Origin of the sequence: Actinomadura sp. NPDC049382 (assembly GCF_040677125.1) — a bacterium.
In the GTDB taxonomy this organism is placed as follows: domain Bacteria; phylum Actinomycetota; class Actinomycetes; order Streptosporangiales; family Streptosporangiaceae; genus Spirillospora; species Spirillospora geliboluensis.
The window spans coordinates 84,868-105,507 of the sequence record NZ_JBFARO010000017.1 but is presented as its reverse complement, the minus strand read 5'-3'; the positions used below and the strand labels follow the sequence as shown (position 1 = coordinate 105,507).

36 protein-coding genes are annotated in these 20,640 nt (G+C 68.3%); 30 read left to right on the top strand and 6 right to left on the bottom strand.

All coding sequences use genetic code 11. The features are described 5' to 3' along the window. Positions 1-4: 4 nt before the first annotated feature. Complete coding sequence (locus AB0K34_RS14165) at positions 5-469, bottom strand: hypothetical protein (protein WP_364548485.1); 465 nt, start codon at positions 467-469, stop codon at positions 5-7. Further along, positions 466-597: a hypothetical protein gene (locus tag AB0K34_RS14160; protein WP_364548482.1), complete on the bottom strand. Its 132-nt coding sequence runs from the start codon at positions 595-597 to the stop codon at positions 466-468. Before AB0K34_RS14160 ends, AB0K34_RS14165 begins: the two co-directional genes overlap by 4 nt. A 415-nt stretch (positions 598-1,012) precedes the next feature. On the opposite strand from AB0K34_RS14160, the gene AB0K34_RS14155 reads away from it, so the two are divergent. Then, positions 1,013-1,222 (top strand): hypothetical protein, encoded by a 210-nt coding sequence (locus AB0K34_RS14155; protein ID WP_364548479.1) that lies wholly within the window; start codon positions 1,013-1,015, stop codon positions 1,220-1,222. A 13-nt stretch (positions 1,223-1,235) separates the two neighbouring features. On the opposite strand, the gene AB0K34_RS14150 is transcribed toward AB0K34_RS14155, so the two are convergent. The 4 genes from AB0K34_RS14150 to AB0K34_RS14135 all read right to left on the bottom strand — a co-directional run bounded on the left by AB0K34_RS14150 (position 1,236) and on the right by AB0K34_RS14135 (position 4,308). Beyond that, positions 1,236-1,826 carry a hypothetical protein gene (locus AB0K34_RS14150; protein WP_364548477.1) on the bottom strand — a complete coding sequence of 197 codons (591 nt, stop codon included), beginning with the start codon at positions 1,824-1,826 and terminating at the stop codon, positions 1,236-1,238. A gap of 845 nt (positions 1,827-2,671) precedes the next feature. Then, positions 2,672-3,523 carry a helix-turn-helix transcriptional regulator gene (locus tag AB0K34_RS14145; protein ID WP_364548474.1) on the bottom strand — a complete coding sequence of 284 codons (852 nt, stop codon included), beginning with the start codon at positions 3,521-3,523 and terminating at the stop codon, positions 2,672-2,674. Between the two features lie 18 nt (positions 3,524-3,541). Then, positions 3,542-4,093 carry a DUF6879 family protein gene (locus AB0K34_RS14140; RefSeq protein WP_364548471.1) on the bottom strand — a complete coding sequence of 184 codons (552 nt, stop codon included), beginning with the start codon at positions 4,091-4,093 and terminating at the stop codon, positions 3,542-3,544. Then, positions 4,090-4,308 (bottom strand): hypothetical protein, encoded by a 219-nt coding sequence (locus AB0K34_RS14135; protein ID WP_364548468.1) that lies wholly within the window; start codon positions 4,306-4,308, stop codon positions 4,090-4,092. Before AB0K34_RS14135 ends, AB0K34_RS14140 begins: the two co-directional genes overlap by 4 nt. A 200-nt stretch (positions 4,309-4,508) precedes the next feature. Between AB0K34_RS14135 and AB0K34_RS14130 the strand changes: the two genes are divergently transcribed. The 29 genes from AB0K34_RS14130 to AB0K34_RS13990 all read left to right on the top strand — a co-directional run bounded on the left by AB0K34_RS14130 (position 4,509) and on the right by AB0K34_RS13990 (position 20,607). Next, positions 4,509-4,793, top strand: coding sequence for an excisionase family DNA-binding protein (locus AB0K34_RS14130; RefSeq protein WP_364548465.1), 285 nt, complete (start codon positions 4,509-4,511; stop codon positions 4,791-4,793). Beyond that, on the top strand, positions 4,790-4,942 hold the full coding sequence (locus tag AB0K34_RS14125; protein ID WP_364548462.1) for a hypothetical protein: 153 nt from the start codon (positions 4,790-4,792) through the stop codon (positions 4,940-4,942). Before AB0K34_RS14130 ends, AB0K34_RS14125 begins: the two co-directional genes overlap by 4 nt. Continuing rightward, on the top strand, positions 4,942-5,241 hold the full coding sequence (locus AB0K34_RS14120) for a hypothetical protein (RefSeq protein WP_364548459.1): 300 nt from the start codon (positions 4,942-4,944) through the stop codon (positions 5,239-5,241). The genes AB0K34_RS14125 and AB0K34_RS14120 overlap by 1 nt, the downstream gene beginning before the upstream one ends. A gap of 251 nt (positions 5,242-5,492) precedes the next feature. Beyond that, complete coding sequence (locus tag AB0K34_RS14115; RefSeq protein ID WP_364548456.1) at positions 5,493-5,750, top strand: hypothetical protein; 258 nt, start codon at positions 5,493-5,495, stop codon at positions 5,748-5,750. An 82-nt stretch (positions 5,751-5,832) separates the two neighbouring features. Next, positions 5,833-5,979 (top strand): hypothetical protein, encoded by a 147-nt coding sequence (locus AB0K34_RS14110; protein ID WP_364548453.1) that lies wholly within the window; start codon positions 5,833-5,835, stop codon positions 5,977-5,979. Continuing rightward, entirely contained in the window at positions 5,976-6,290 is a 315-nt protein-coding gene (locus AB0K34_RS14105) for a hypothetical protein (RefSeq protein ID WP_364548451.1), read from the top strand. Before AB0K34_RS14110 ends, AB0K34_RS14105 begins: the two co-directional genes overlap by 4 nt. A 108-nt stretch (positions 6,291-6,398) precedes the next feature. After that, a complete protein-coding gene (locus tag AB0K34_RS14100) occupies positions 6,399-6,728 on the top strand; it encodes a WhiB family transcriptional regulator (protein WP_364548450.1) in 330 nt (109 codons plus the stop codon). Continuing rightward, positions 6,725-7,984: a hypothetical protein gene (locus AB0K34_RS14095; protein ID WP_364548448.1), complete on the top strand. Its 1,260-nt coding sequence runs from the start codon at positions 6,725-6,727 to the stop codon at positions 7,982-7,984. The genes AB0K34_RS14100 and AB0K34_RS14095 overlap by 4 nt, the downstream gene beginning before the upstream one ends. Before the next feature lie 181 nt (positions 7,985-8,165). Continuing rightward, on the top strand, positions 8,166-8,408 hold the full coding sequence (locus AB0K34_RS14090; protein WP_364548447.1) for a hypothetical protein: 243 nt from the start codon (positions 8,166-8,168) through the stop codon (positions 8,406-8,408). Continuing rightward, positions 8,405-8,860 (top strand): hypothetical protein, encoded by a 456-nt coding sequence (locus AB0K34_RS14085; RefSeq protein WP_364548444.1) that lies wholly within the window; start codon positions 8,405-8,407, stop codon positions 8,858-8,860. Before AB0K34_RS14090 ends, AB0K34_RS14085 begins: the two co-directional genes overlap by 4 nt. 14 nt (positions 8,861-8,874) lie before the next feature. After that, positions 8,875-9,315: a hypothetical protein gene (locus AB0K34_RS14080; RefSeq protein ID WP_364548441.1), complete on the top strand. Its 441-nt coding sequence runs from the start codon at positions 8,875-8,877 to the stop codon at positions 9,313-9,315. A gap of 4 nt (positions 9,316-9,319) precedes the next feature. Further along, positions 9,320-10,447, top strand: coding sequence for a hypothetical protein (locus AB0K34_RS14075; RefSeq protein ID WP_364548439.1), 1,128 nt, complete (start codon positions 9,320-9,322; stop codon positions 10,445-10,447). A gap of 76 nt (positions 10,448-10,523) precedes the next feature. Beyond that, positions 10,524-12,512, top strand: a complete 1,989-nt coding sequence (locus AB0K34_RS14070) for a hypothetical protein (RefSeq protein ID WP_364548437.1) — start codon at positions 10,524-10,526, stop codon at positions 12,510-12,512. A 21-nt stretch (positions 12,513-12,533) separates the two neighbouring features. Then, positions 12,534-12,863 carry a hypothetical protein gene (locus tag AB0K34_RS14065; RefSeq protein WP_364548434.1) on the top strand — a complete coding sequence of 110 codons (330 nt, stop codon included), beginning with the start codon at positions 12,534-12,536 and terminating at the stop codon, positions 12,861-12,863. A 19-nt stretch (positions 12,864-12,882) separates the two neighbouring features. Further along, positions 12,883-13,137, top strand: coding sequence for a hypothetical protein (locus AB0K34_RS14060; protein ID WP_364548432.1), 255 nt, complete (start codon positions 12,883-12,885; stop codon positions 13,135-13,137). 17 nt (positions 13,138-13,154) lie between these two features. Further along, on the top strand, positions 13,155-13,367 hold the full coding sequence (locus AB0K34_RS14055; protein ID WP_364548429.1) for a hypothetical protein: 213 nt from the start codon (positions 13,155-13,157) through the stop codon (positions 13,365-13,367). A gap of 1 nt (position 13,368) precedes the next feature. Next, positions 13,369-13,842 carry an NUDIX hydrolase gene (locus AB0K34_RS14050; RefSeq protein WP_364548427.1) on the top strand — a complete coding sequence of 158 codons (474 nt, stop codon included), beginning with the start codon at positions 13,369-13,371 and terminating at the stop codon, positions 13,840-13,842. 21 nt (positions 13,843-13,863) lie between these two features. Continuing rightward, complete coding sequence (locus AB0K34_RS14045) at positions 13,864-14,028, top strand: hypothetical protein (protein WP_364548425.1); 165 nt, start codon at positions 13,864-13,866, stop codon at positions 14,026-14,028. Positions 14,029-14,102: 74 nt separating this feature from the next. Further along, the gene (locus tag AB0K34_RS14040; RefSeq protein WP_364548422.1) at positions 14,103-14,339 is read left to right on the top strand and encodes a hypothetical protein; all 237 of its coding nucleotides are present in this window, start codon (positions 14,103-14,105) and stop codon (positions 14,337-14,339) included. Beyond that, complete coding sequence (locus tag AB0K34_RS14035) at positions 14,336-14,734, top strand: hypothetical protein (RefSeq protein WP_364548419.1); 399 nt, start codon at positions 14,336-14,338, stop codon at positions 14,732-14,734. The genes AB0K34_RS14040 and AB0K34_RS14035 overlap by 4 nt, the downstream gene beginning before the upstream one ends. 94 nt (positions 14,735-14,828) lie before the next feature. Then, entirely contained in the window at positions 14,829-15,299 is a 471-nt protein-coding gene (locus AB0K34_RS14030) for a transcriptional regulator (RefSeq protein WP_364548416.1), read from the top strand. Between the two features lie 244 nt (positions 15,300-15,543). Then, entirely contained in the window at positions 15,544-16,425 is an 882-nt protein-coding gene (locus AB0K34_RS14025) for a hypothetical protein (protein ID WP_364548413.1), read from the top strand. Beyond that, entirely contained in the window at positions 16,422-17,039 is a 618-nt protein-coding gene (locus AB0K34_RS14020) for a hypothetical protein (RefSeq protein WP_364548411.1), read from the top strand. The genes AB0K34_RS14025 and AB0K34_RS14020 overlap by 4 nt, the downstream gene beginning before the upstream one ends. Before the next feature lie 340 nt (positions 17,040-17,379). Beyond that, positions 17,380-17,568 (top strand): hypothetical protein, encoded by a 189-nt coding sequence (locus tag AB0K34_RS14015; RefSeq protein ID WP_364548408.1) that lies wholly within the window; start codon positions 17,380-17,382, stop codon positions 17,566-17,568. 111 nt (positions 17,569-17,679) lie between these two features. After that, entirely contained in the window at positions 17,680-18,609 is a 930-nt protein-coding gene (locus AB0K34_RS14010) for a hypothetical protein (RefSeq protein WP_364548405.1), read from the top strand. A gap of 121 nt (positions 18,610-18,730) precedes the next feature. Continuing rightward, on the top strand, positions 18,731-18,913 hold the full coding sequence (locus AB0K34_RS14005) for a hypothetical protein (protein WP_364548403.1): 183 nt from the start codon (positions 18,731-18,733) through the stop codon (positions 18,911-18,913). Beyond that, the gene (locus AB0K34_RS14000) at positions 18,913-19,218 is read left to right on the top strand and encodes a hypothetical protein (RefSeq protein ID WP_364548400.1); all 306 of its coding nucleotides are present in this window, start codon (positions 18,913-18,915) and stop codon (positions 19,216-19,218) included. The genes AB0K34_RS14005 and AB0K34_RS14000 overlap by 1 nt, the downstream gene beginning before the upstream one ends. After that, entirely contained in the window at positions 19,215-20,267 is a 1,053-nt protein-coding gene (locus AB0K34_RS13995) for a site-specific integrase (RefSeq protein ID WP_364548397.1), read from the top strand. The genes AB0K34_RS14000 and AB0K34_RS13995 overlap by 4 nt, the downstream gene beginning before the upstream one ends. Before the next feature lie 31 nt (positions 20,268-20,298). Then, positions 20,299-20,607, top strand: coding sequence for a hypothetical protein (locus AB0K34_RS13990; protein WP_364548394.1), 309 nt, complete (start codon positions 20,299-20,301; stop codon positions 20,605-20,607). Positions 20,608-20,640 lie beyond the last annotated feature (33 nt).

Sequence of the window (20,640 nt, the reverse complement as noted above, 5' to 3'; positions counted from 1 at the left end):
GTCCTCACCAGGTCGGGCACAGGTACTTCCGTACCGCCTTCAAAATCCGCGCAGCCTTCGCCTCACCGAAACCGCCCGGATGCCCCGGCGCCGTGAACCGGATGTTCGTCGTCCGGATCAGGTAAGCCTGGTCGTCCGGGCGGTTCTTCACGCTGCTGCACTGGTTACGGCCCCGGTCCACGATCAGGTCCGGGTCCTTGTCCCCGATGATGTCCGGGTCGATCCGGTTCAGCGCCGCAAGGAACGCGGCCCGGTTCTGCGGTGAAGGCTTCGGGGGAATGCCTGCGAGCGCGCCAGCCGAGCTGGTGCTGCGCGGAGATGGAGCAGACGCCGAGGGTGACGGCGCGGCTGTGGCGGACGTGGAGGCCGAGGGTGAGGCTGTGGGGGTCTGGTCGCTGTCGCAGGCCGCCGTTCCCGCAGCAGCCAGCACAGCCAGCGCCAGCCCCACCGTGCGGCGCCGGGCGGTCACCGCGTCACCGTCTTCGACCTGGTGAACAGCCAGTGGAAGAACCACACGAACCCCCATAGCCCGCACGTGCACACCGTCAGGATCAGGTGCATGGAGTGCGCGGCCCCGCCGACCTTCCGCCGCGTCACCTGCTTCCGCCTGCGGCCATTATCAGCCGGGGCTTGCACGTACACCACCTGCGGTGGCGGAGGAGGTGGAGGCATCGGCCCCGTGTACGGCTGCGCCGGCTGCGGGGCAGGTGTCGGGGGCCACGGCCCGTCAGGGTCGCTCGGGTCACGCGGCAGAGGAGGAACACCCATTCGCGGTCACTCTCTAGCTGGAGGGGAAGACCGGCCCAGTGTCCGCCGCCCCACGCGCCAGCGCCCCGCAGACGGGCAGACACGGCCGCACCCGGACGCCATGACAACCAGTCGGCCCGCGACGCGTCACCCGTCAACCTGTGTCCGGCGTAGACCCGGCTAGCGGCCCGCCACCAGTCAACCTCGCTGACCGTAACCGGCAACGACCATGCCGCGCCCGCCAGCAAGCGGGCACACTCTCCCCATGGCGCTAAGCGGACCAGAGCACTACAAGCAGGCCGAGCAACTCCTCGACAGCATCAGGTACGAGAAGAACGAAACCGAACGGTCGAAGAAGCTCCAAGAAGCCCAGGTCCACGCCACCCTCGCGCTCGTCGCCGCCACCCTCCAAGGCGGGCAGGTCAGCGACAAGGAACTCCACCAATGGAAGCTTTACGGGCGAATCAACCTCTAGCCCGCGCAGGTCTTCACCAGATATTGCTCGCAGGGTTGATGTAGGTCACCGTGGCGCGGTGCTCCCAGTGGCCAGGACCGTCCGCAGTCTCACCGGTCGGCCGGTCACAGCCGCACACCCATGAGGGCACGTCATCGCCTTCGAGCGGAGGCCAGAACCGGAACACGATCTCCGCAGTCCGAGGCGCCTCCTGGTCCGGATGCCACTGCTCGATCTGGAACTCGACCTCACGGCCCGGGACGACAACCATGCCGAGCCCCAACTCACTCCGCGACTGCCCCATCAGAGCCACAGCCCTAACCCGATAGCCACGAGGCACCACGATCTTCCCGAACAGGCTCCCGTGACCGCCGCCCAACCGCTCATTCGGACGGAACTCGGCATTGATGTTCCCTGGCAGGTCCGGCGCCAGGTCTTCGTGGCGCTGCTCTCGCTCCTGACGCCGGCGGTCCTCATCTATCGCCCTGCTCTTGGCGGCCTCCTCAGCTGACCGCTCGGCGCTCTTCGCCGATCTGTGTGAGGAGACGGCTGCCTGTACCGCCACGGCAAGCCCTGCCACAGCGACGACCAGCGCAGCGAGCGCGATCCAGTCCGACGCACCCATGCCGTTCCCCCTTGTCTACAGGAGCCGGGCGCACCCCCATGCAAGCCCCTGTAGGAGGACATCTAACCCTTGCCGGAACCCTTCCGCTAAGGGTTCCGGGAACCCTGCTCGTAACCCTGATCTGGGCTACTGCGGTGATGTCATCGCGGGCTGAGAGCGGTTCGGAGTCGGCGGCCCCGCGCCGAGACGATGAGTGAGACCACGAGCGACCGGGCAGCGGCCACGGCCGGGCCTGGCGCGTGTCCCAAACATGCAGGTCAGAACCTCGTCTAACCCTTCCCGGAACCCTTAACGCAACCCCACTCGAAACCCTGATCCGCTCCGGCGTCTGCCACCTGAGGCAGGGTCGGTGCTTCCCGCAGGTCACTGGCCCGCCCGCGTTCCATGGCACTGGCCCCACGTTCGCCTGGCGTCCAGGACCCGGCCGCGCGTCTCAGCAGGTCACAGCACAGATACTCCCTGCCGCCTAACCCTTCCGCTAAGGGTTAGCGGAACCCTTCGCCTAACCCTTCACAGGGGAAAGGGGAACGTTAAGATAGTTGTTAACGGTTCCCCTTACCCCTGTTCCCCTTAGCCCCAAGTCCCCTTCCGCGCGCTTCGCGCGCGGGGCGAGATCCCGCGTCAGCGAAACACCGCCCCCGCCAGAAGACGCCAACACATTCCAGACGGCCACAGAATCAACGACAACGGCCGGAAACCCGTTCTCCCGAGGGCGAGCCAAGCCCGGCGGAAGATCGGCGCTCAGCGGGCCACTCAGCGCCGCACCCTCAATGTGCGGTCCACGGGGCCGCGCACACGAAACGGCCCGCCCCTCGGAGGGACGGGCCGCTCGCTCCGGACGCGCGTCAGCTCGCAAGCGCCTGGGACGCCGCCACGATCAGCTCGCGTGCCTCATCGCCCGTGACGGCCTCCTCCCACAGCATCTCCAGCACCCGCTCATAGTGCGCGGCAGTCTCGCCGCGGGCGAAGTCCTCGCCGACGAACGTCTCCAGCGCCACGACCGGCTGGTCAGCGACATAGATCTGGAAGCTGTTCTGCGGAGTCGTCGCCAACTCCACCCCCATCGGGAGGATCCCGAACCGGACCCGGTCGAGACCGATCACGGTCTGAAGACGGTCGAGCTGGCTGCGCATAACCGCCGGCGGACAGATCAGCCACCGCAGCACCGGCTCGGCGAGGAGGAACTCGAAACTCTTCGACGAGTCGTACAGGAGCTGCTGTCTCTGAAGCCGTGCCGCGACAGCGGCATCAACATCGTCTATCTCCAGGCTATGCAGCGAGATCATCTCACGGAACACGCGCCGGGAATATTCTGGGACCTGCAAAAGCCCAGGCACATAGACGGTCTCGAAGTGGCAGATCAGAGTCGAGTCCGCGACCAGCTTGTTGTAGTCCTCCTGCACATTCTTCTGCCCTTGACGCATCCTGCTTCGAAAGGTGACGTGCATCGCCTGCGCTTCGTCGCGCAGGCGATGCAATTCGTCCATGACCGCCCAGCCGTCGCAGGCATCGGCCCAGGCGGAGAGGTCTTCATCGGACGGCATTTGCTTGCCGTTCTCGATGCGTGACACCTTGGACTGCTGCCAGCCCTGCGCGTCCGCGAGGTCCTTACCGGTGAGACCCGCCTGAGCGCGCATGGCACGCAGGCGGGTCGCCAGACCTTCAGGCCGGGTCAGCCAGGCTTGTAGTGGATCCACGGGTGATGTTCCTTCGTGCTAGGCGGCCACGTCCTGGCTGTTGAGCAGGACGCTGTGGTGGACTGCCAGGTCCCGCCACATGCACGCCTGAATCACGACCTCCGGGTCGGTGATGAGTTCGTTCTGGATTCGGTGCCCTTCGTCGTCGAATCGCATGGCGATCAACCGGGCCGAGTCCAGCAGCCACCAGTCGGTGTTGCCCGCGGCCGGGAGTAGTCCGATCTCGTGGGCTCGGTCTCGGGTCAGGTACCGCATCGTCTCGCCGGCCTGCCGGTTCCAGTGGTCCAGCCAGCGTTCGAAACGCTGATAGTCGGTGGGCGGGTCCTGCTGCACGCGGACCCGTTCGATGCGTTTGCCTTCCTTCACGTGCTCGTTGATCCGCCGGTACCACTCCTGCAGTTCCGGGACGGTGGTGGGCGGGTCGGGGTCTCCGCGCAGGAACGCCGCGAACAGGTCGGCCTCCTCCGCCTCGAGGTAGCTGTCCTGGAGTTCGAGGCGGAACGCGGTGTGGTCGAAGTCGTGGAGCATCTCACCGAACTCGGCCGGCGTGATGACACGGCTGTTGGTCATGCCTGGTCCTTGAGTCGGTCGAGGACGTTCGCGGGGACGAAGACGGCGTCCTCGTCGTCGGCGAGCTGACGGAGCAGGGCGCGGGTTCCCTCGCTGATCTTCTTGCCCTGCACGATGTAGCCCTCAGGGACTTGCCGGACGGAGTAGAGGGCGGGGCAGCCGCCGCCGCCTGAGCCGGTGTCCTTCCACATGAACTCGGGTTGCAGGTCGTCCACGGGGTTCCTCCTTCGGTTGCGTCACCGCTTCAATGCTCGCAACTTGCGGCATGTGACGCAATGAGCCCCGTCCGGGTTGATGTGGTGGACGGGGCTCACCTGCGGTGACGCGGAACCTGGCAAGCCCAAGCCTACAAGCTGCCGCGCATATCTGGCGCAATTGCTTGACTTATGCGCCAGACTCGCAGAGCATGGGGAGCATGCAGAGCAGATCGGAGCACGCCGAGCAGAGCCCCCCACAGGGCCGCGACCTGGACGACCGACAGTTGCTCCCGGTCCACGCCGACCGAAAGCACCTGCTCCCCGTCGCCGACGTCTCCGCCCGAACCGGCCTGTCCCGCTGGACGATCTACCGCCGCATCCGTAGCGGCGAGTGGCCCAGCGTCCGCTCCGGCCGCAAGCACCTGATCCCCCGCCCGTTCGTCGAGGGTCTCCTCGCAGCCAGCGAAGGCAGCTGCCAGGTCATCGCCAAGGGGGCGGCATGAGCGCCGAGCAGACGCCCAAGCAGCAGGACGCCGACACCGCCGCCCCACGCCCCTCCATCGAGGAGCGGGTGGAGCGGACCGCTACCTACTGGGGCCGCGCCCTGGGCGCTGCGTGGCGCACCGTCCTCCCGCCGAAGAAGGACCGCTGATGACCAACCAGCCCACCACCAAGACGCGCCAGATCGTCCGGGCGCTGCCGTCACCGACCCTGCTCGCGCTGATCGGCGGCATCGTCGCGGTGATCGTCTACCGCTCGAACCCTCTGGCGCTCTCGCTGGTGATGGCGTTCGCGATCTACAACGTCGTGTTCAACGAGGTCACCGCCGTGTTCGACCCGGACTGTGACGAACACCAGCACAACGACTGCCCCGTGTGTGGGGACCTTCCTCCGCTGGTGCAGGTCCGGTCGGCCTTCCAGCGGATCACCCGGAAGGCGACGTCCCGATGAGCACCTCCGCCGCCCCGGGCCCCGCAGTGACCGCTGTAGGGGCGGCGGAGGCCACCACCCCGAACAGCACAAAGCCCCGCCCGGTGCAGCAACACCGGAACGGGGCCGATCGGAACCGCTCAACCCTCCAAGGAAGGAACCGCTCCTATGTCGAACCGTACCAGCCGCGGCGGCGAGGCCACCGCACCCACGTCCAGCATGTGGGGCAAGAAGGGCAAGGGCCTGCCCGAGCTCGGCAAGGGCGGGAAGAAGTGACCGCCCCCGCCGAGACTGTGGACCTCGCGCAGGTCGAGCGGGACATCGCCGCCGTCCTCGTCGCGCACGGCCTCACCACCCACGACACCGTCCAGGTCGCCGCCTACCCCATCGAGCAGGCTGGCACCACCGCCGGTGTCACCGTCACCGCGTACGCCTACACCCCGCCCGCCGGCGTCCCCGCCCCGCGGCCCGCCGACGAACCGCACCCGTTCACCGCGATCATCGAGCAGCTGACGGAGGCCGCGTCGTGAACGAGTTCACCAAGTTCCGGCTGGGGAGTGCCGCCGTTTTCCTGATCCTCGCCGTCCTCGTCGTCATCCCGGCGGTGCTGTCGTGAACACCACCCGCACCCCGCACGCTCGGCCCACCGCACGCTGCCCCCGCCACGGCGTGGTCCTCGACGAGGGCCCGGTCCAGTACCGGTGCCCTCGCGGGCACCGCGTCCAGGCCGCCGACATCAGCAAGGAGGTGACGCGGTGAACGCCATCACCCCGCGCCGCCTCTGGCACCGTGTGCGTCGCACCCACCCGTTCCGGTTCGTGCCCGGCTACGAGCAGCACGGCACCGTCACCCCGTCCCTGCTGGTCTGCGACACCTGCGAAGTCGCGATCGTGGTCCAGCTCCCGGCCGGGCACCCCGAGTCCCTCACCGCTGAACTCACCGCGGAGCAGGAGTCGCTGCTCGCGCGGATCGAGGCCGCCGAGTGGCCGGAGACCGCCGACATCGACCACTGCCGCGACGTGCTCGAGCGGGTGTTCCCGCTCGACTACCTGCGGCCTGGGGAGGCGTGATGTCCCGCCAGACCCAGCAGAAGCCGCGCCCGCCGCGGCGCCCGACCCCGCCTGAGGATCGCCGGACCCCGTCCGGTCACACCCTCCCCTACTGAGGAGTAACCCGCCATGCCTGCGCCACGCCACCGCCGCATCCACGGCCACAGCCCCTGGGACAACTCGGGCCGTGTCGACCTGCGCCTTGAGGTCCCCGATTGGACCAAGGACGCGCTCTGCGCCGAGATCGGCGTCGAGGTGTTCTTCAGCAACAACGCCGGCGACCACGCCACCCGGCAGGCGAAGCAGGCATGCGCACGCTGCCCCGTCCGCATTAGGTGCCTGGAGATGGCGCTGGACTTCGACGAGTGGAACGACCAGTACGGCGTGTTCGGCGGCACCGGCCCCAAGGAACGCCGCGCCCTGCGCCGAGAGCGCGCCCAGCAGGAGGTGGCGGCGTGAAGCTCATGTGGAAGCACACCACCCAGCCCGTGGTCGAGTCCGTCCAGGACCAGACCACCAAAGCCGAGCACCTCGCCCGCATCCCCGGGCAGGACCGGCTCACCGACCCGCGCACCAACCCGGCAGTTCGTCCCCACGCCGACCGGCTCCGCGACGTCCAGCACAAGCTGCTCCTCGACGCCGAACACGGCCGCATCCGCCGCCGCTACCGCGTGGAAGACCGCCGCGCCAGCCACGCCGAGAAGGCCCTCGACGCGCTCCACGAGGCCCGCGAGGCCGCATCCCCAGCCAAGTCGGTGCGGACCTTGTACGCCCGCCGGACCCGGTACATGCACATCTCCCTCGCGACGTCGATCGTCCTAGCGTTCGGATCCGCCCGCGGCCTCGAACACCTCGCCAGTGAGTACAAGAACATCCCCGCCGGCTCCGGCTACATCGCCGAGGTCGGTCTCACCGGCCTCGCCACCATCGTGATCCTCGCCAAGTCCGACCTCGTTCAGCACGGCGGCCGGGTCAAGGGCTGGCAGAACGCCGCCCTGTGGTCCCTGATGGTCACGCCTCTGGTTGCGTCGATGGTCGCGAACATCCACGGCGGCAACGCGATCGGCGCGATCTGCGCCGCCGGCGCCGCAGCGTTCGCCTTCTTCTCCTACATCGTGGCCGACGCGTTCGCGACGTCGGCACGGGACCAAGCCGAGAAGGTCACGGGCGACGACGAGACCGACCTCCGGAAGATCGCGATCGGAGACGACCTGTTCGCTCTCTCCTCCGAACCGCGAACCGCAGAAGAGGTTCCGGAACCGGAGTTCGCGAACCGGCAGGTTCAGGTTCACGCAGAGGTTCAGGAACCGGCCGTCTCTGAGGTTCACGAACCGCGGCAGGTTCCGAACCACGCTCCCGAACTCACGAACCCCGAACCGCGAACCGCTCTCCCTGAACCAGAGGAGAACCACGAACCGGTGAACCCCGAACCGCAGGTTCACGAACCTGCCCCGGCCGACCCCGCGAACTCCGAGGTTCCGAACCACGCGCCCACCACGCCGCACAAGCCCAAGACCAAGCCCGCCACGAACCTCAACGACCGCGCCCAGCGGAAGGCCGCCGAGGTTCAGCAAGTCGTGGACCTGATCCGTGAGCGCGGCGAGGACGCCGTGACGCTGAACGTGGTTCGCGAGGAACTCAAGTTCGCGAAGACGACCGCGTACCACCGCCTCGTCGCCGCCCGCGAACTGGTGAACCAGGCGGTGGCGTCATGAACCTGAACCACACGAACCCGAACCGTGAACCTCGGAACCAGAGCACCGTCAGGTTCGTCGTCGTCTGGCTCATGGCTGGCGCGCTGCCTGTCATCACGGTGGCTGGGGCATACAAGGCGGGCTGGGTTGCGAGGGGCCGTGCCGAGCGCCTGGTCGGCCGGACCGTGCGGAGGGCTGGGTGATGCCCCGCACCGCTCAGCCCCGCAAGGTCAGCCGCGGCGTGTACTGGCGCCGCAAGCTCGACACCGCCCCGACGCTCAGCGCGCGCCTCGGTGAGGCGTGCGACTACCTGCGGGCCGAAGCGTCCCGCCACCCGGATAAGGCGACCGCCGACGCGGTCCTGGAGAACGAGATCGCGCGGCTCGTCGCGCGGGCCCGGCAACTCGCGGACCGCACGGAACAGGTGAGGAGGAAGACCCGATGAGAGTCACGCTCGGTAAGGACGGAGCGGAAGCGGCAACCGGCAATGCGGCAACCGGCCACGGGGACGATGAACACCCCGATCTTGCGCGCGCGCGCGATGGCCATCGTACCCCAGAACCGGGGGTCTTCGACGACACGTTGCCGGTTACGGAGCGTGGCCACGGCGCAGGTGTCGACGGCATCGGTGACCGGTTCTCCGACGCCTGGCAGCGGATCTGGTCGGGCGAAATCTGGGACATTCAGCCGCCCTCCCCACGAGAGCTCGCGGACCGGGCCCAAGACGGCGACTGGTGGGTGCACGAAGCGTTCGCGCTGCGGATGCTCGCCCGCGTCGGTGCCGCAGCCTGCGTGCTGTGGTCGGTCCCGCTGTACACCCTCGCGGTCCTCGGGCAACGCCCCGGCCGCGCCATCACGGCCCTGCTGGTCGCAGGGCTGATCTGGTATCTGACCTGAAAGGAAAACCGATCATGCTGACTGGACTGATCGGCACTGGTGGCGCTGTCCTCGTCGCCGGTATCGCGCTGATCATCTCGAAGTTCCGCGGGCATCTGCCCGGCCGCAACTCCGACCAGATCGTCCTCACCATCGCAGTCGTGCTGATGGTGCTCGGGGGGACGCTGGCGACCTACATCGGTATCGGACAGTGGGTCGTGAGCGTGCTGCGGAGCATCACCGGACTCTTCGGGCCCGCCGGCCCGGTGATTCTCGTGCTGCTGGGCTTCGCCGTGCTGCTCACCGTCGCGGTCGCGGTGTTCCGCACCGCCACCGACCGGGCCCTGTGGGTGGCGTTCGCGCTGCCGCTGGTCTGCGCCGCGATCAACAAGGGGATCTTCTACGACATCAACGCCCATCTGCATCCCGCCGCGAACCAGGTGGAGCTGATGCTGCGGACGAAGCTGGGGGCGTGACCCCATGGACCCGCTACTCCTGTCGATCCTGATCACGCTTGCGCTCAGGCATGCGATCGAGAACGGGAAGACCGAGTACGCCCACATCCGGGACCAGCGGGCCGCGGAGATCGCCCGCACCTACCCGCATTGGAGCCCCAGCCGGGTGAAGCGGGTCGCACGCCGTGCCGCACGCCAGTACTGGTGGGGGCAGATCCGTGGTGGGTTCCCGGAGGTCCGTGCCGCGTACGCGGAGAACAAGGAGCTCGCGGAGGCCGCCCGGATCGAGGCCGAGACCGCGGGGTTGCAGCGGCGCGCGGAGATCCGGGAACGGGTCCGCGTGGCGCTGGAGGAAGCGGAGAAGATCCGCAGCGGCGGCCGCCGCGGTGAGGGGACCAAGGAAGGCTCCGCGGAGGGCACCAGTCCCCGTCAGCCTGTGCCGGCGCCGGACGAGCCCGCTCAGGACGACGCGGCTGAGCCCGCTCCCGACCACTCCGGTGACCCTGCTGGCCCTGCTGGCCCCGCTGATGATGCGGAGCGCCCCGCCCCGGCGGCACCCGCCGAAGCGCCGTCCAGGTCCAGCGAGACCGACCAGACGCCGCAGCCGGACGGCCCCGACACGGACCCAGCCACCGAGGATCCCCCGGCCGCGCCGGCCCGCTGCGACTTCTGCGACGACGCCCCCGCCCAGCCGTACCCGACCGGCGGACACCGCTGCGCCGTCTGCTGGCAGCCGCGCACCGCCCCGCAACCCGTCCCCGTCCCCGACCTCGACGACGGCGTGAACGCCACCGTCATCCCGTTGAAACCGCCGCCGGCTCCCGCCGCGGCACCGTCCACCGAAGGAGACCCAATGACCACCGTCCCGACCGGTGAGTACACCGGCTACGAAGCGGCCGTTGCGAACTGGAACGCGATCCAGCGGCTCAGCCAGCAGCTGCTCTCGCACTACGAGGCGCTGATGGCCTCCTACCGAGGCATGAACGTCGACGACCCGACCATCGGCCGCGCCGCCGCCTGCCACGAAGCGGAGGAGCAGCACCTCATCGCGGTGCAGGCCGCCAGTGGCGACTTCCTGTCCCGGCACGGCGCCGTCAAGGAGACCAAGGAAGCGACCGCGACGACCGGCGACCAGGCCGTCTACAACTCCTGACCGCCTCGCCCCGCCGGGCCCCAAGGTCCGGCGGGGCATCCCGCCAACCGGCCACCTACCATCCCGTGGGGGAGACGTGAACGCCATCGACCTCAACGACGCTCCCGCCGTCGACACGGCTCCCACCGCAGCGCCGTACATCGCCCCGCCGCCCGCGCAGCCCGCGGCACGGCGCCCGCTCCGCAAGACCATCGACGTGCTCGCCGCACGCGCATCCGACACCAACCGTCTCGCGCGCCTCGCGCCGCTCACCGCCGCCACCACGACCGTGACCATCGGTACCTACTTCGCTGCGCAGCCCACCACTGCCGCAGGTACCGCAGCCGCCGCGGTCGGTGGCCTCGCCGCCCTGAACTGGCGGCACATCCGCTCACGGCTCGCCGCCACCTACAGCGCCGCCATCACCGTGTACGCGTCCGCCTGGGCCGCTGTGATCGCCGCGCACGGCCTGTCGTGGTCCGGGCCGGGCGACGCCGCGTTCGTCGCCGGCGCAGCCGCGCTCGCCGCGCCCTACGCCTACCGGAACCGGTGGCGGTGCCGCCCCGACATCACCGTGCTCGACCCGCTCCCCGAACCCGAGCCGGTCAGCGATCTCCGCCGCACCTGGGACCTGTACCAGCCCGCACCCGCCGAACTGACCAACGAGCGGAAGATCCCCAACGGCCACCAGGCCCACCTCGTCGCCGAACGCGGCACCCGATCCGTCGAGGACATCCTCAACGCCGCGCGGCTCATCCGCAGCGCCTACGACCCGCACACCGCGATCCTCGAACCCATCAGCGCCCGCACCGCGCTCCTCACCGTCCTCGAACGCGACGTCCTCAACGACGGGCCCCGCTGGGCCGGCCCGACCCTCGACCCGGCCACCGGGATCCTGGAGATCGGCCGCTACCCCGACGGGACGCCCGCGCACGGGCAGTTCTGGGCGGAGCGGTCCGGCGCCACCGACTTCTTCGTGGTCGGCACCAAGGGATCAGGGAAGTCCGCGTTCCTCGACAAGCTGGTGTGCGAACTGCACCGCACCCCGCTCGCGGTCGCGTGGATCAGCGACCCGCAAGAAGGGCAGTGCCTCCCGGACTGGATCGACGCCGTCGACCGGTACGCGATCGGCGGGCAGGACAACATCGACCAGAACATGCGTCTGCTTCGCGCGCTGGAGCGGATCGTGTTCCGCCGGTCCCGGTACTTCGGCCAGGAGATCGAGTGGGTCGACCACAAGGGCCGGGAACGCAAGGGCGGCAAAAAGTACTTCGACCCCAACGAACCCGACGTGCACGGGGTCCGGATCCCGCTGCTGTACGCCGTCCTCGACGAGATGCACGCCCTGGTCAAGCACCCGGTGCACGGCGCTGAGGCCCTCTACCGGCTCGGGAACATCTCCCGCCTGGACCGCAAGACCGGCATCGGGAAGGCGTACGCGGGTCACTCACCGAGCCAAAACGAGATGGGCGGCCACGACGCCGCGATCATCCGGAACCTGATCAAGGAGGGGACGATCACCGCGTTCCGGACCGGTGAGCCGCTCGCCGCGCACATGCTCGGCCTGTCGGAGGACCCCAGCAAACTGCCCGCGCGGTTCTCTGACGGCTCCAAGACCCACGGCCTCGGTCTCATCGGGGGAGGCCCTGACGGGCGCTCCACCCAGTTCCGCGCCGAGTACGTCGAGGACGTCTACGGCATCGCGTCGCAGCCCCGCGCCGGTGTCCTCGACGCGATGTCCGCGGAGGCCGCCGCGGAGCCCGACGACCCTGACCTGGCGCCCAGCACGTTCACCCCGCCCGGCTACCACGGCGCTGCCGGCGCCCAGGTCGAGACGGTCTCCATCATCCCGTCCGCGGCCCAGACCCAGACGTGGGCGCACAAGATCCTGCCGCTCCTCGCGGACGGCGAGCCCCGCATGTTCGGAGCGATCTTCAAGATGTGCCCGGACGGCACGAGCAGCCGAAGCGTCCGTCACGGCCTGAGGACCCTCGTCTCTCAGGGGCTGGTCGCCACCGACGGCGACAAGAAGCCGTACGTCATCACCGACGCCGGCCGCGCCGAGCTCCAGCGGCACGCCGCCTAACCCCCCGAAAGGCCGATCAGCATGCTCAACGACATTCTGACCGCGCTCAAGGCCATGGGAGAAGCCGAGGAGGTCACGGTCACCGTCACCACCGTGACCGTCAAGCCTCGCACCTTCCAGAAGACCACAGACGATGGGCGCCTCAACGAAGACCCCATTGGTGCCATCGATGGCCTCAGCCATTCCCACCGTGCCGTCCTCGCCGCAGTACGCGACGGCAACACCCGACCTACAGAGATCGAGGAAGTGGTCGGACTTAAGCACCGCCGGGTCGCCGAACTTCTCAGGGAACTCGTGGAGTCCGGCCACCTTGTCCAGCCCCGCTACGGCCGCTACGAGACGGCCGCCTAACCAGAAGGGAACCACCGCCATGCGCGCCAGCACCCTGTGGGACGACGTTGAGCACCTCGTCCTCTCCGCCACCCGCCAGCCCGCCACCGCCCGCCAGGTTGCCGCCCGGACCGGCCTCACTCCCGACCTCGCGCAGGCGCAGCTGGAGGTGCTGCAGCGGGACGGGTTCCTCGCCCAGTCCGTGGACGCCGGTGTCCGCTACCAGCTCACCCTCACCGGCCGGAAGCGCCTGTCCGCCCTCACCACCCGGCCCGGCCACCCGGCCGCGGCCTAACACCGAAAGGAACCGCCGTGCAGATCGAGATCGACTTCCGCCCCCAGAACGGGCCCCAGCAGACCCTCTACGCCGACCTGCCCCGCCGCGACGTCGAGCAGTTGGAGGCCGACACCGCCAACCCCGACCGCGCCGACGCCACCGTCTACATCCCCTCCCGCGTCGAGAAGAACGGCCCCACCAACGAGTGGATGTTCCGCATCGGCCGCATCACCATCCGGCGGGTGTGACGTGGGGGACCCCTGCAACCACGCCGTCGTCGGTGTCCTCGCCGAGTGGAACGGCCGCTACCTGACCGGGCTCCGCGCGAAGCCCCCCGTCGCGGTAGCGCCGTGCGCCGGCCACGTCGATGAGCTCGCCGCCCGCATCCCCACCGGATCCCGAGACGAGGAGCCCTACTTCCGCGCCGCCGGGGTCCGGGAGTTGGAGGAGGAGACCGGCATTAGCGTCAACCCCCGCGACCTGAAGCTCGTCCTGAACCGGCTCGGCGGGGACCGCTGCCACCGCGCAGCCGGGTCCATCGACGGCGACAACTGGCACTGGTGGCTGGTGTACAGCGTGGCCCTCACCGACCGGGAGGCGCAGCGTGCCCGGTCGAACGGGGAGCTGAACGACCTGTCGTGGCGGACCCCGGGCGAGCTCGCGGCGCTACCGAACCTCGAACCGATCTGGCAGGAGTTCCTCCGCCAGCTCCGCATCATCTGACCTTCGAGAGGAACCCCCAGCATGTCTCTGCTCGCCCGGCTCGAATCCGCTGTGCAGCGCCGTGACTTCGAGAAGGCCCGTGACCTGTTCGACGAGCTGCAGTTACAGCAGCCCGACATGGCTGCCGAGATCCTCGCTCGGCTCCGTCTGTCGGACGAGGACGCCGCTGCGATCGGCGCTGCCTGACCCGGTCTGGGGCTGCGTCCTGGCGGCCACTGCCCCGTGGTGGCCGCCTCACGGAACACCAGAACGGAGACCTCATGCAAGACCGGAACCGCATCGTCACCCCATACACCGACCCCGACCGGTTCACCCCCGAGGAGAAGGCCGCGTTCGACGCCGGCAAATGCTGCTGGGACGTCGGCGACTCCCACTGGGGCCAGCGCGACACCATGTGCCACCAGCCGTCCCAGCCGGGCGCACCCTTCGGGTACTGCGTCGTCCACGCCCACAGGCTGTTGGAGGACCACTGGCCGGACGGGAGCCCCCGCCGATGACCGACATACGCACCTACACACGCCAGACGGCACCGCCGTGGGCCAAGGACATCACCGACACCATCCTCGCCGGGAACCTCGGAAGAGCACGCGAGATGTGGATGCGGGCCGCTGGGAAGGTCGGCGCGGACCGTGCCATCTACGCCGTCGCCGCCGTCGTCGAGCCCGACCCCGGCCGCATCACGGTGGGCGAGGCGCCGCTGGTGTTCGGGAACCCGCTCCGTACGGGGTTCGCGTGGCGGTGCGGCGAATGCCTGGACGCCTTCCGCCGCGGCGGACCCGACCCGCACGCTGGCGTCAACTACAAGACCCTGCGCGGCGCTACGGGCGCGGCCCGCAAGCACGCCTTCGAGGGCCACCCGAAGCCCGTGCCAGTGGAGGAGGTGACCCAGTGAGTAGTACCTCGTGCTCGACCTGCGGTTCGCCCAGGAGCGTCACCAGGGTCTTGCACCCGACCACAGGCAAAGTCATTCGCAAGATCGTCAACCCGTGCCGGAGGTGCACGTGAGCCTCGGACGCATGGGCGGCGTGTACGCCGCCCTCCACTCCTCACACGTCTTCGCCGACCACGTCATCCAGTCCGGCAACGACGCCGAGGACAAGGCCGGCGACGGCTGGGCGGCGAGGGTCGCGTGCGCCCGCCACGTCGGCGAACTCACCGCGTTCCAGATCGTCGCGCTCGCCGCAGCGGTCTACGCGACCGGGGAGCGGCTCAACCCGCGCCGTGTCCTCGCTGGCCTGGCTGTGAACGCAGCCACCCACTATCTCCTCGACCGGCGGCCGTTCGCCCGCGAACTCAACTACAAGCTCGGCAAGAAGGCGTTCTACGACGACTTCAAGGTCCAGCGGGACGGGTGGGTCGACCCGTACGGGCCCGGCTCCGGACCGTACGCCCTCGACCAGGCATGGCACGTCGGCATCCTCGCCATCACCGCAACCATCATCGCCGGGAAGGACTAGCCAGATGAGTAACCCGCCCCCGATCGTGAACGCCACCATCACCTGCCACAACTGCCAGCGCACCCAGACCCGTACCTTCCGAGCGCAGCCCGGAGACACCGTCGTCCTGCGGTGCGAGAGATGCGGCGCCCGGATGACTCTCGTCCTTGAGCGCTAGTCACGACGCCCCGCAGATCATGTAGGGATTGGGAAATCGCGGCAGCGCAAAACCGGCATCTGACCTGCGAATATGGGAGAATAGAGCATGTCTCGCGACAGGTGGCGTCCCCTCAGAACGAACGCCAAAATCCGCCCCGAGAAGGGCAAGCTGATCGCCTACCGACACGCGGTGTGGCAAGTCGCAAAAGTCGAAGACGTTCCCCCTGCAGAGCTTGATGAGGCATCCCGTGATGTTTGGTTCGATCGCGGGATGCCTGAGCTGAGCACGTGGCCGGAACGTCCCTACCGGGTCATCGTGGACTGGGTGGGCGGCGCGCCGGCACCCTGGCACCGCAACGGCGACAAGCAGACACGCGGAACCGTCACCGTCCCCTCTACCGCGCACATTCTGTGGCGCGTGTATCCCAGTGACCGGTGGCCGCAGTGTTCCTGCTGCGGGGAACCGATGCCGTGCCGGGCAGAACTGGAGGACGAGCAGGTGACCGCGAGCCTGGACCGCATCGCGAAGATGGAGGCGATCCCACCGGGTGCGTGCTGGGCCTGCGCCGAGCCGATCACCACCCGCCAGAAGGCGGTCGCCTACCCCGGTGAGAACCTCGACCTGCCTGGAACGGACGCGCCAAACTTCCACACTCGCCGCAGTTGCCTCCCCGCAGCACACGCCTACGAGGAGCGGTGGGTCGCGGTCGATCCGCGTCGGGAGCGGATCCTCACGTGGCCGCTCTGCGGCGGCTCACTGATCGTCCACGGAGACGGAAGCAGCGAGTGTTTCGGCGGGGTGTTGGAATGCCGGGGCCACGCTACCCACGATCACCACCGCATTCAGGCGTGCTTTAGGCAGAGCCACGGGTGCCCCCGCGAATGCCCGCGTGAGGACCACCCTGGGACGCGTCCAGCGCCACGCCCGGCTCGTCGGGGACCGACTGCGGATGGCCTGTTCGAGCGCAGCGAAGCGGATCCGAGATGAGCGGGCGAACTGAGGACATCCTCGCCGCGCTCGATCTCACGGGCGCCGAGCACATCGAGATGCGCTTGCGGGGAACGGACGCCACCATCGTCTACACACCCGACCGCGCCGAGTTCGAGCGGCGCCAGGCAGAAGGCCATCCCTCAGTACTCAGGCTCGACTGGCTCAACCTCCTGATGGACCTGCCGCACGGCGAGCCCGTCCCGTTCTCATCGTTCCGGCCGTCCGAGCACCGAGCGTTGAACCGTATGCCGTTGGGGACCGTGGACATCACCCCGGCCGGGTTCGTCCGGCAGCTCACGCACCCGCTGCGGGTGGAACTCGCAATCGTCCACGGGCACCAGTGGAAACCCGGCCTCGTCCGCGCCAGCCGTTTCGCGCCGTACTGCCGACGCACGCTCGTCCTCGCAGGGAAGCCGAAGCGCGCGTCCCTGCAAGAGGCCGCCATCGTCGCCGACGTCTACGGCATCGGCCTCGTCGTCAACGCGGCCCGTAGCCCGCAGGTCGTTGTGCAGCCCGACGGCTTCACGAAGTACCGGCACACGCCGGCTGGGTGGAAGTTTCTCGAAGAGGTTTACACGAGCGCTGTCGGTGTACAGAAGGCCGCCGCGTGATGGGCTCCCAGAATGCCGATTCCAGGAAGGAGAGGAAGGCCGTGAGTAAGACCACCACCCGCCCGCTCTGCTGCACCCGCTGCGGGGAACAGGTCCGGATCGGTGAAGAGGCATTCGTCTGGGCAGACTGCGGCCCTGCCGTCATCGGCGACGACGGGATGGTCCGGACCCCGCAGGCCCAGACTGAGGGGTACACCTACGAACCACACGAGATCCGCGCCTACGCGGTCTGCCCGAACCCTGACTGCGGACACAGGTGGCGCCTGCGAAGGCCGATCACAGCTGACCCGTCTTGACGGCCGTCGCTAACCATAAGCTTCATTCCGAGGAGGTAGAGGGCATGAGACCCATGTTGATCGCCATCGCCGCCGTGGTCATCCTGCTGCCGGTCCTGGTCCTCGGCCTGCTCGACTACGCCCGCGGGGACGGCAGTGCCGCCGACAGCATCATCACCGGCGCTATCGGTGTGCCGCTCGCCGTTTGGCTGTTCATCGCTGCGCGCCGCTCGGCGCGCAAGGACAAGCGGTGAGACCCCGGCGAGGGTTCGCACAATGCGAAATCCCGGCGGGAGGCGGCAGCGAATCGCGATGATGGCCAGATGACCCAGCCCACTCCGCCAGCCCCGCTGACTCCCCAGTCCATGGAACGGCTCGCCTTCATCCGGATGCTCCACCAGCAGGGCAACGATCAGTCCCGACTGCCTGAGCCTCTCAACTACACCTGCGTGCTCACCTTCCACGACGCGATCGAGTTGTTCCTAATGCTCGCGGGAGAGCACCTCAGGGCCGTGATCCCGGAGCGGGGCAACTTCGTAGCTCGCTACTTCGACAATATCGACAAGTCTCTGGTCGGCACTCAGCTCACTGGCCGGAAAGCCGTGGGAAGGATCACCGACCTGCGGAACGCCTTCAAGCACGCCAACACGTGGCCCGGGCCAAGCGGCATCGAGCAGTCACGAGCCGACGCCGCCAGCTTCTTTGAGGAGAACACCCCCAAGGTGTTCGGCGTCCCGTACATCGAGATTCACATGGCTGACCTCATCCCGCAGGACGCCATCCGGCAGATGGCCAAGGACGCTCACGCTGCGGAGGCCAGCGGAGACATGATCACGGCTATGGCGCTGCTCCGCGAAGCCGTGGACGAACTGTTCCGCTCCCACATCCGGTGGGAGGACATGAGCCGCTCACCTTTCAGCATCGGCCCGGACCTGCGGCATCCGGTGTCCAAGAGGACACTCCGCGCAGCCTTGACCGACGATCGCCAGGGCAACGCACGCGATGTCGCTGAACAGCTCCACACCATGACGAAGATCGTCGATGAGGCGCAGGCGGCGCTCCGAGTGATCGCTACCGGCGTTGAATACCACGCCTACCTGCGCTTCCAGTTGCTCACGCCGCGCGTCGACTACATGTTCTCCGGGGGCAAGACCATCGGGCATCACCCGGACTACGCACCATCCCATGACGACTTCGCCTACTGCAGCGCCTTCACCGTTTCTACGGCGGTGAGGCTGGCCGAGATCGACCGCTTGGTGACGTCTCCGCCCTGGATCTCCCAGTCCCAGCAATAGCCCTCGGATTCCAGGTCGGGGAGCGCGGAGTTGATCTAGAACCATTCCGTTCGAGCAAGGTCAAAGACGTCTGGGTTCCGTTAAGATGCATTATAGGAATCCAGAATTGATGGGGGAGCCCATGAAAATCGTCACCACGCCAGCCGAACTGATGGACCGTCTCCGATGGGACGAAGCCTGCGAGATGCTCGACATCAGCCCCTGGGCCGTCAACGAAGGCCAGATGGACTCCGGTGAAGAGATCACCCTCACCGAGGAGCAGGCGACCACGCTGGGCCTACTCCCCCGGCATGAGGAGATCTGATGTGGCGCATGTACGCACACCTCCGGCACGGCATGCTGACCGACATCGGGTCACGTAACTACGTCGTCAGGCAGAGACTGCCCCACCCTGTTGTGGAGGTCGAAGTCATCATGGCGGACGAACGCCACCCAGCCACTCACTGGGGGTGGCTCCAGAAGGGCGCCACCAAGCCATCCTCCATCTGGCCAACCGAGGACCTCTACCGGACGTGCTTCTACGACACTCCAGAGTCCCAGGAGAAGGCAGGCTACGGGCGGACAGTGAGACTGGCCGTGCGCCCGATCGGAAGGTTGGCCAGCCAGTGACCGACCTCGAACCGGCCCCCCTCTCCCCCATCGTCGTCCGCCCCACCGCGCCCGCACCCGTTGCGTACAGCGACGTCGATTTCACCATCAGCGCCCGCACCGCACAGCGGCTCATCAACTCCACCGCCGAGAACACCCGCATCGCCTACGACCGGGCATGGAAAGACTTCCGCGAGTGGTGCGAAGCCGAAGGGCGCGTGCACCTACCCGCCACCGCGCAGACACTCACCGAGTACGTCGACCACATGTGCGAGTGCGGGAGCGCACCCAACACGATCGCCCAAGCGATCGCCACCGTCCGCTCAAAGCACGCCGACCACGGCCACCAAGACGAGCCCGACAGCCGACAGCCCCTCAAAGCCCTCAAGGACTACCGCAAGGAGTGGGCAGACGGAGGCAACCGGGAGAAACAGGCCACCCCCATCATGGTCGACGCGCTGCGCGCCATGGTCGCAACCTGTGACCTGAGCACCCTGCAAGGCGCACGCGACCGGGCCCTGCTCCTGCTCGGGTTCAACATGATGGCCCGCCGCTCCGAACTCGTCGGCCTCGACCAAGGCGACGTCGTGGAAAGCAGCAACGGGCTCACCGTGTACGTCAAGCGGTCCAAGACCGACCAAGAAGCCCGCGGCATCACAGTGGCCATCCCCCGCGGGAAACACCCCGAGACGTGCGCCGTGGAGGCCATCAACGCATGGAAGGCCCGACTCGCCGAGCGTGGCTTGGCTGACGGTCCCCTGTTCCGGCCGATCGACCGGCACGGCCGGGTCGGCGGGGAACCCGATGGCGCCGGCAAAGGCGGCGTGCGCCTAACCGGCAAGTCCGCATGTGACATCGTCCGACGCCGCGGCATCCTCGCTGGCCTCCCCGAGAAGTACACCTCCCACGGGCTCCGCGCTGGTTCAGCGTCAACCGCGTACGCCGCCGGTGTCCCCATCGCCGAGATAGCCAAGCAGGGGCGCTGGAACCCCAACTCCCCCGTGCTGCTGCGCTACATCCGGTTCGTGGACCAGTGGAAGAACAACCCGATGAAGGACATCGACCTATGATGCTTCTCCCCCCACGGCGACGGGAGCGAGCGTGAGCGAAAGAAGCCTCGCTAAAGAGCGCAGTACTCGACCTGCCCTCATCCTGCTCGGGCTCAGCGGCCTCGGCGCGAACACCGCCATCACCCTCTGGTACCGCGCCCGCTACAAGCGGCTCCTTCGCATAGGTGTCGAGCGCTGCCAACTGGTGGGGCGTGACCCGGAGCAGTGGCTTCTCGGTGTCATCGCGGACATACAGTCCGCACAGAAGTTCCCGGTGCGCAGCCCGCATCACCGGCTCGAAGCCCGGTGGGTGCAGCAGGAACTCGATCGGGTCACGGGTCGCCGGTCTGCGGAAATCTAGCCCTGTCTAGGGCGACCCGCGCCGCTGCCGCTG

Coding starts and splice junctions, on each gene's coding strand:
- AB0K34_RS14045 (WP_364548425.1), top strand. CDS start 13,864: ATGTCTCTGCTCGCCCGGCTCGAATCCGCTGTGCAGCGCCGTGACTTC.
- AB0K34_RS14100 (WP_364548450.1), top strand. CDS start 6,399: ATGCCTGCGCCACGCCACCGCCGCATCCACGGCCACAGCCCCTGGGAC.
- AB0K34_RS14155 (WP_364548479.1), top strand. CDS start 1,013: ATGGCGCTAAGCGGACCAGAGCACTACAAGCAGGCCGAGCAACTCCTC.
- AB0K34_RS14130 (WP_364548465.1), top strand. CDS start 4,509: ATGCAGAGCAGATCGGAGCACGCCGAGCAGAGCCCCCCACAGGGCCGC.
- AB0K34_RS14060 (WP_364548432.1), top strand. CDS start 12,883: ATGCGCGCCAGCACCCTGTGGGACGACGTTGAGCACCTCGTCCTCTCC.
- AB0K34_RS14000 (WP_364548400.1), top strand. CDS start 18,913: ATGTGGCGCATGTACGCACACCTCCGGCACGGCATGCTGACCGACATC.
- AB0K34_RS14035 (WP_364548419.1), top strand. CDS start 14,336: ATGACCGACATACGCACCTACACACGCCAGACGGCACCGCCGTGGGCC.
- AB0K34_RS14020 (WP_364548411.1), top strand. CDS start 16,422: ATGAGCGGGCGAACTGAGGACATCCTCGCCGCGCTCGATCTCACGGGC.
- AB0K34_RS14150 (WP_364548477.1), bottom strand. CDS start 1,826: ATGGGTGCGTCGGACTGGATCGCGCTCGCTGCGCTGGTCGTCGCTGTG.
- AB0K34_RS14015 (WP_364548408.1), top strand. CDS start 17,380: ATGAGACCCATGTTGATCGCCATCGCCGCCGTGGTCATCCTGCTGCCG.
- AB0K34_RS14025 (WP_364548413.1), top strand. CDS start 15,544: ATGTCTCGCGACAGGTGGCGTCCCCTCAGAACGAACGCCAAAATCCGC.
- AB0K34_RS14075 (WP_364548439.1), top strand. CDS start 9,320: ATGGACCCGCTACTCCTGTCGATCCTGATCACGCTTGCGCTCAGGCAT.
- AB0K34_RS14065 (WP_364548434.1), top strand. CDS start 12,534: ATGCTCAACGACATTCTGACCGCGCTCAAGGCCATGGGAGAAGCCGAG.
- AB0K34_RS14085 (WP_364548444.1), top strand. CDS start 8,405: ATGAGAGTCACGCTCGGTAAGGACGGAGCGGAAGCGGCAACCGGCAAT.
- AB0K34_RS14005 (WP_364548403.1), top strand. CDS start 18,731: ATGAAAATCGTCACCACGCCAGCCGAACTGATGGACCGTCTCCGATGG.
- AB0K34_RS14120 (WP_364548459.1), top strand. CDS start 4,942: ATGACCAACCAGCCCACCACCAAGACGCGCCAGATCGTCCGGGCGCTG.
- AB0K34_RS14040 (WP_364548422.1), top strand. CDS start 14,103: ATGCAAGACCGGAACCGCATCGTCACCCCATACACCGACCCCGACCGG.
- AB0K34_RS14010 (WP_364548405.1), top strand. CDS start 17,680: ATGGAACGGCTCGCCTTCATCCGGATGCTCCACCAGCAGGGCAACGAT.
- AB0K34_RS14125 (WP_364548462.1), top strand. CDS start 4,790: ATGAGCGCCGAGCAGACGCCCAAGCAGCAGGACGCCGACACCGCCGCC.
- AB0K34_RS14140 (WP_364548471.1), bottom strand. CDS start 4,093: ATGACCAACAGCCGTGTCATCACGCCGGCCGAGTTCGGTGAGATGCTC.
- AB0K34_RS14090 (WP_364548447.1), top strand. CDS start 8,166: ATGCCCCGCACCGCTCAGCCCCGCAAGGTCAGCCGCGGCGTGTACTGG.
- AB0K34_RS14080 (WP_364548441.1), top strand. CDS start 8,875: ATGCTGACTGGACTGATCGGCACTGGTGGCGCTGTCCTCGTCGCCGGT.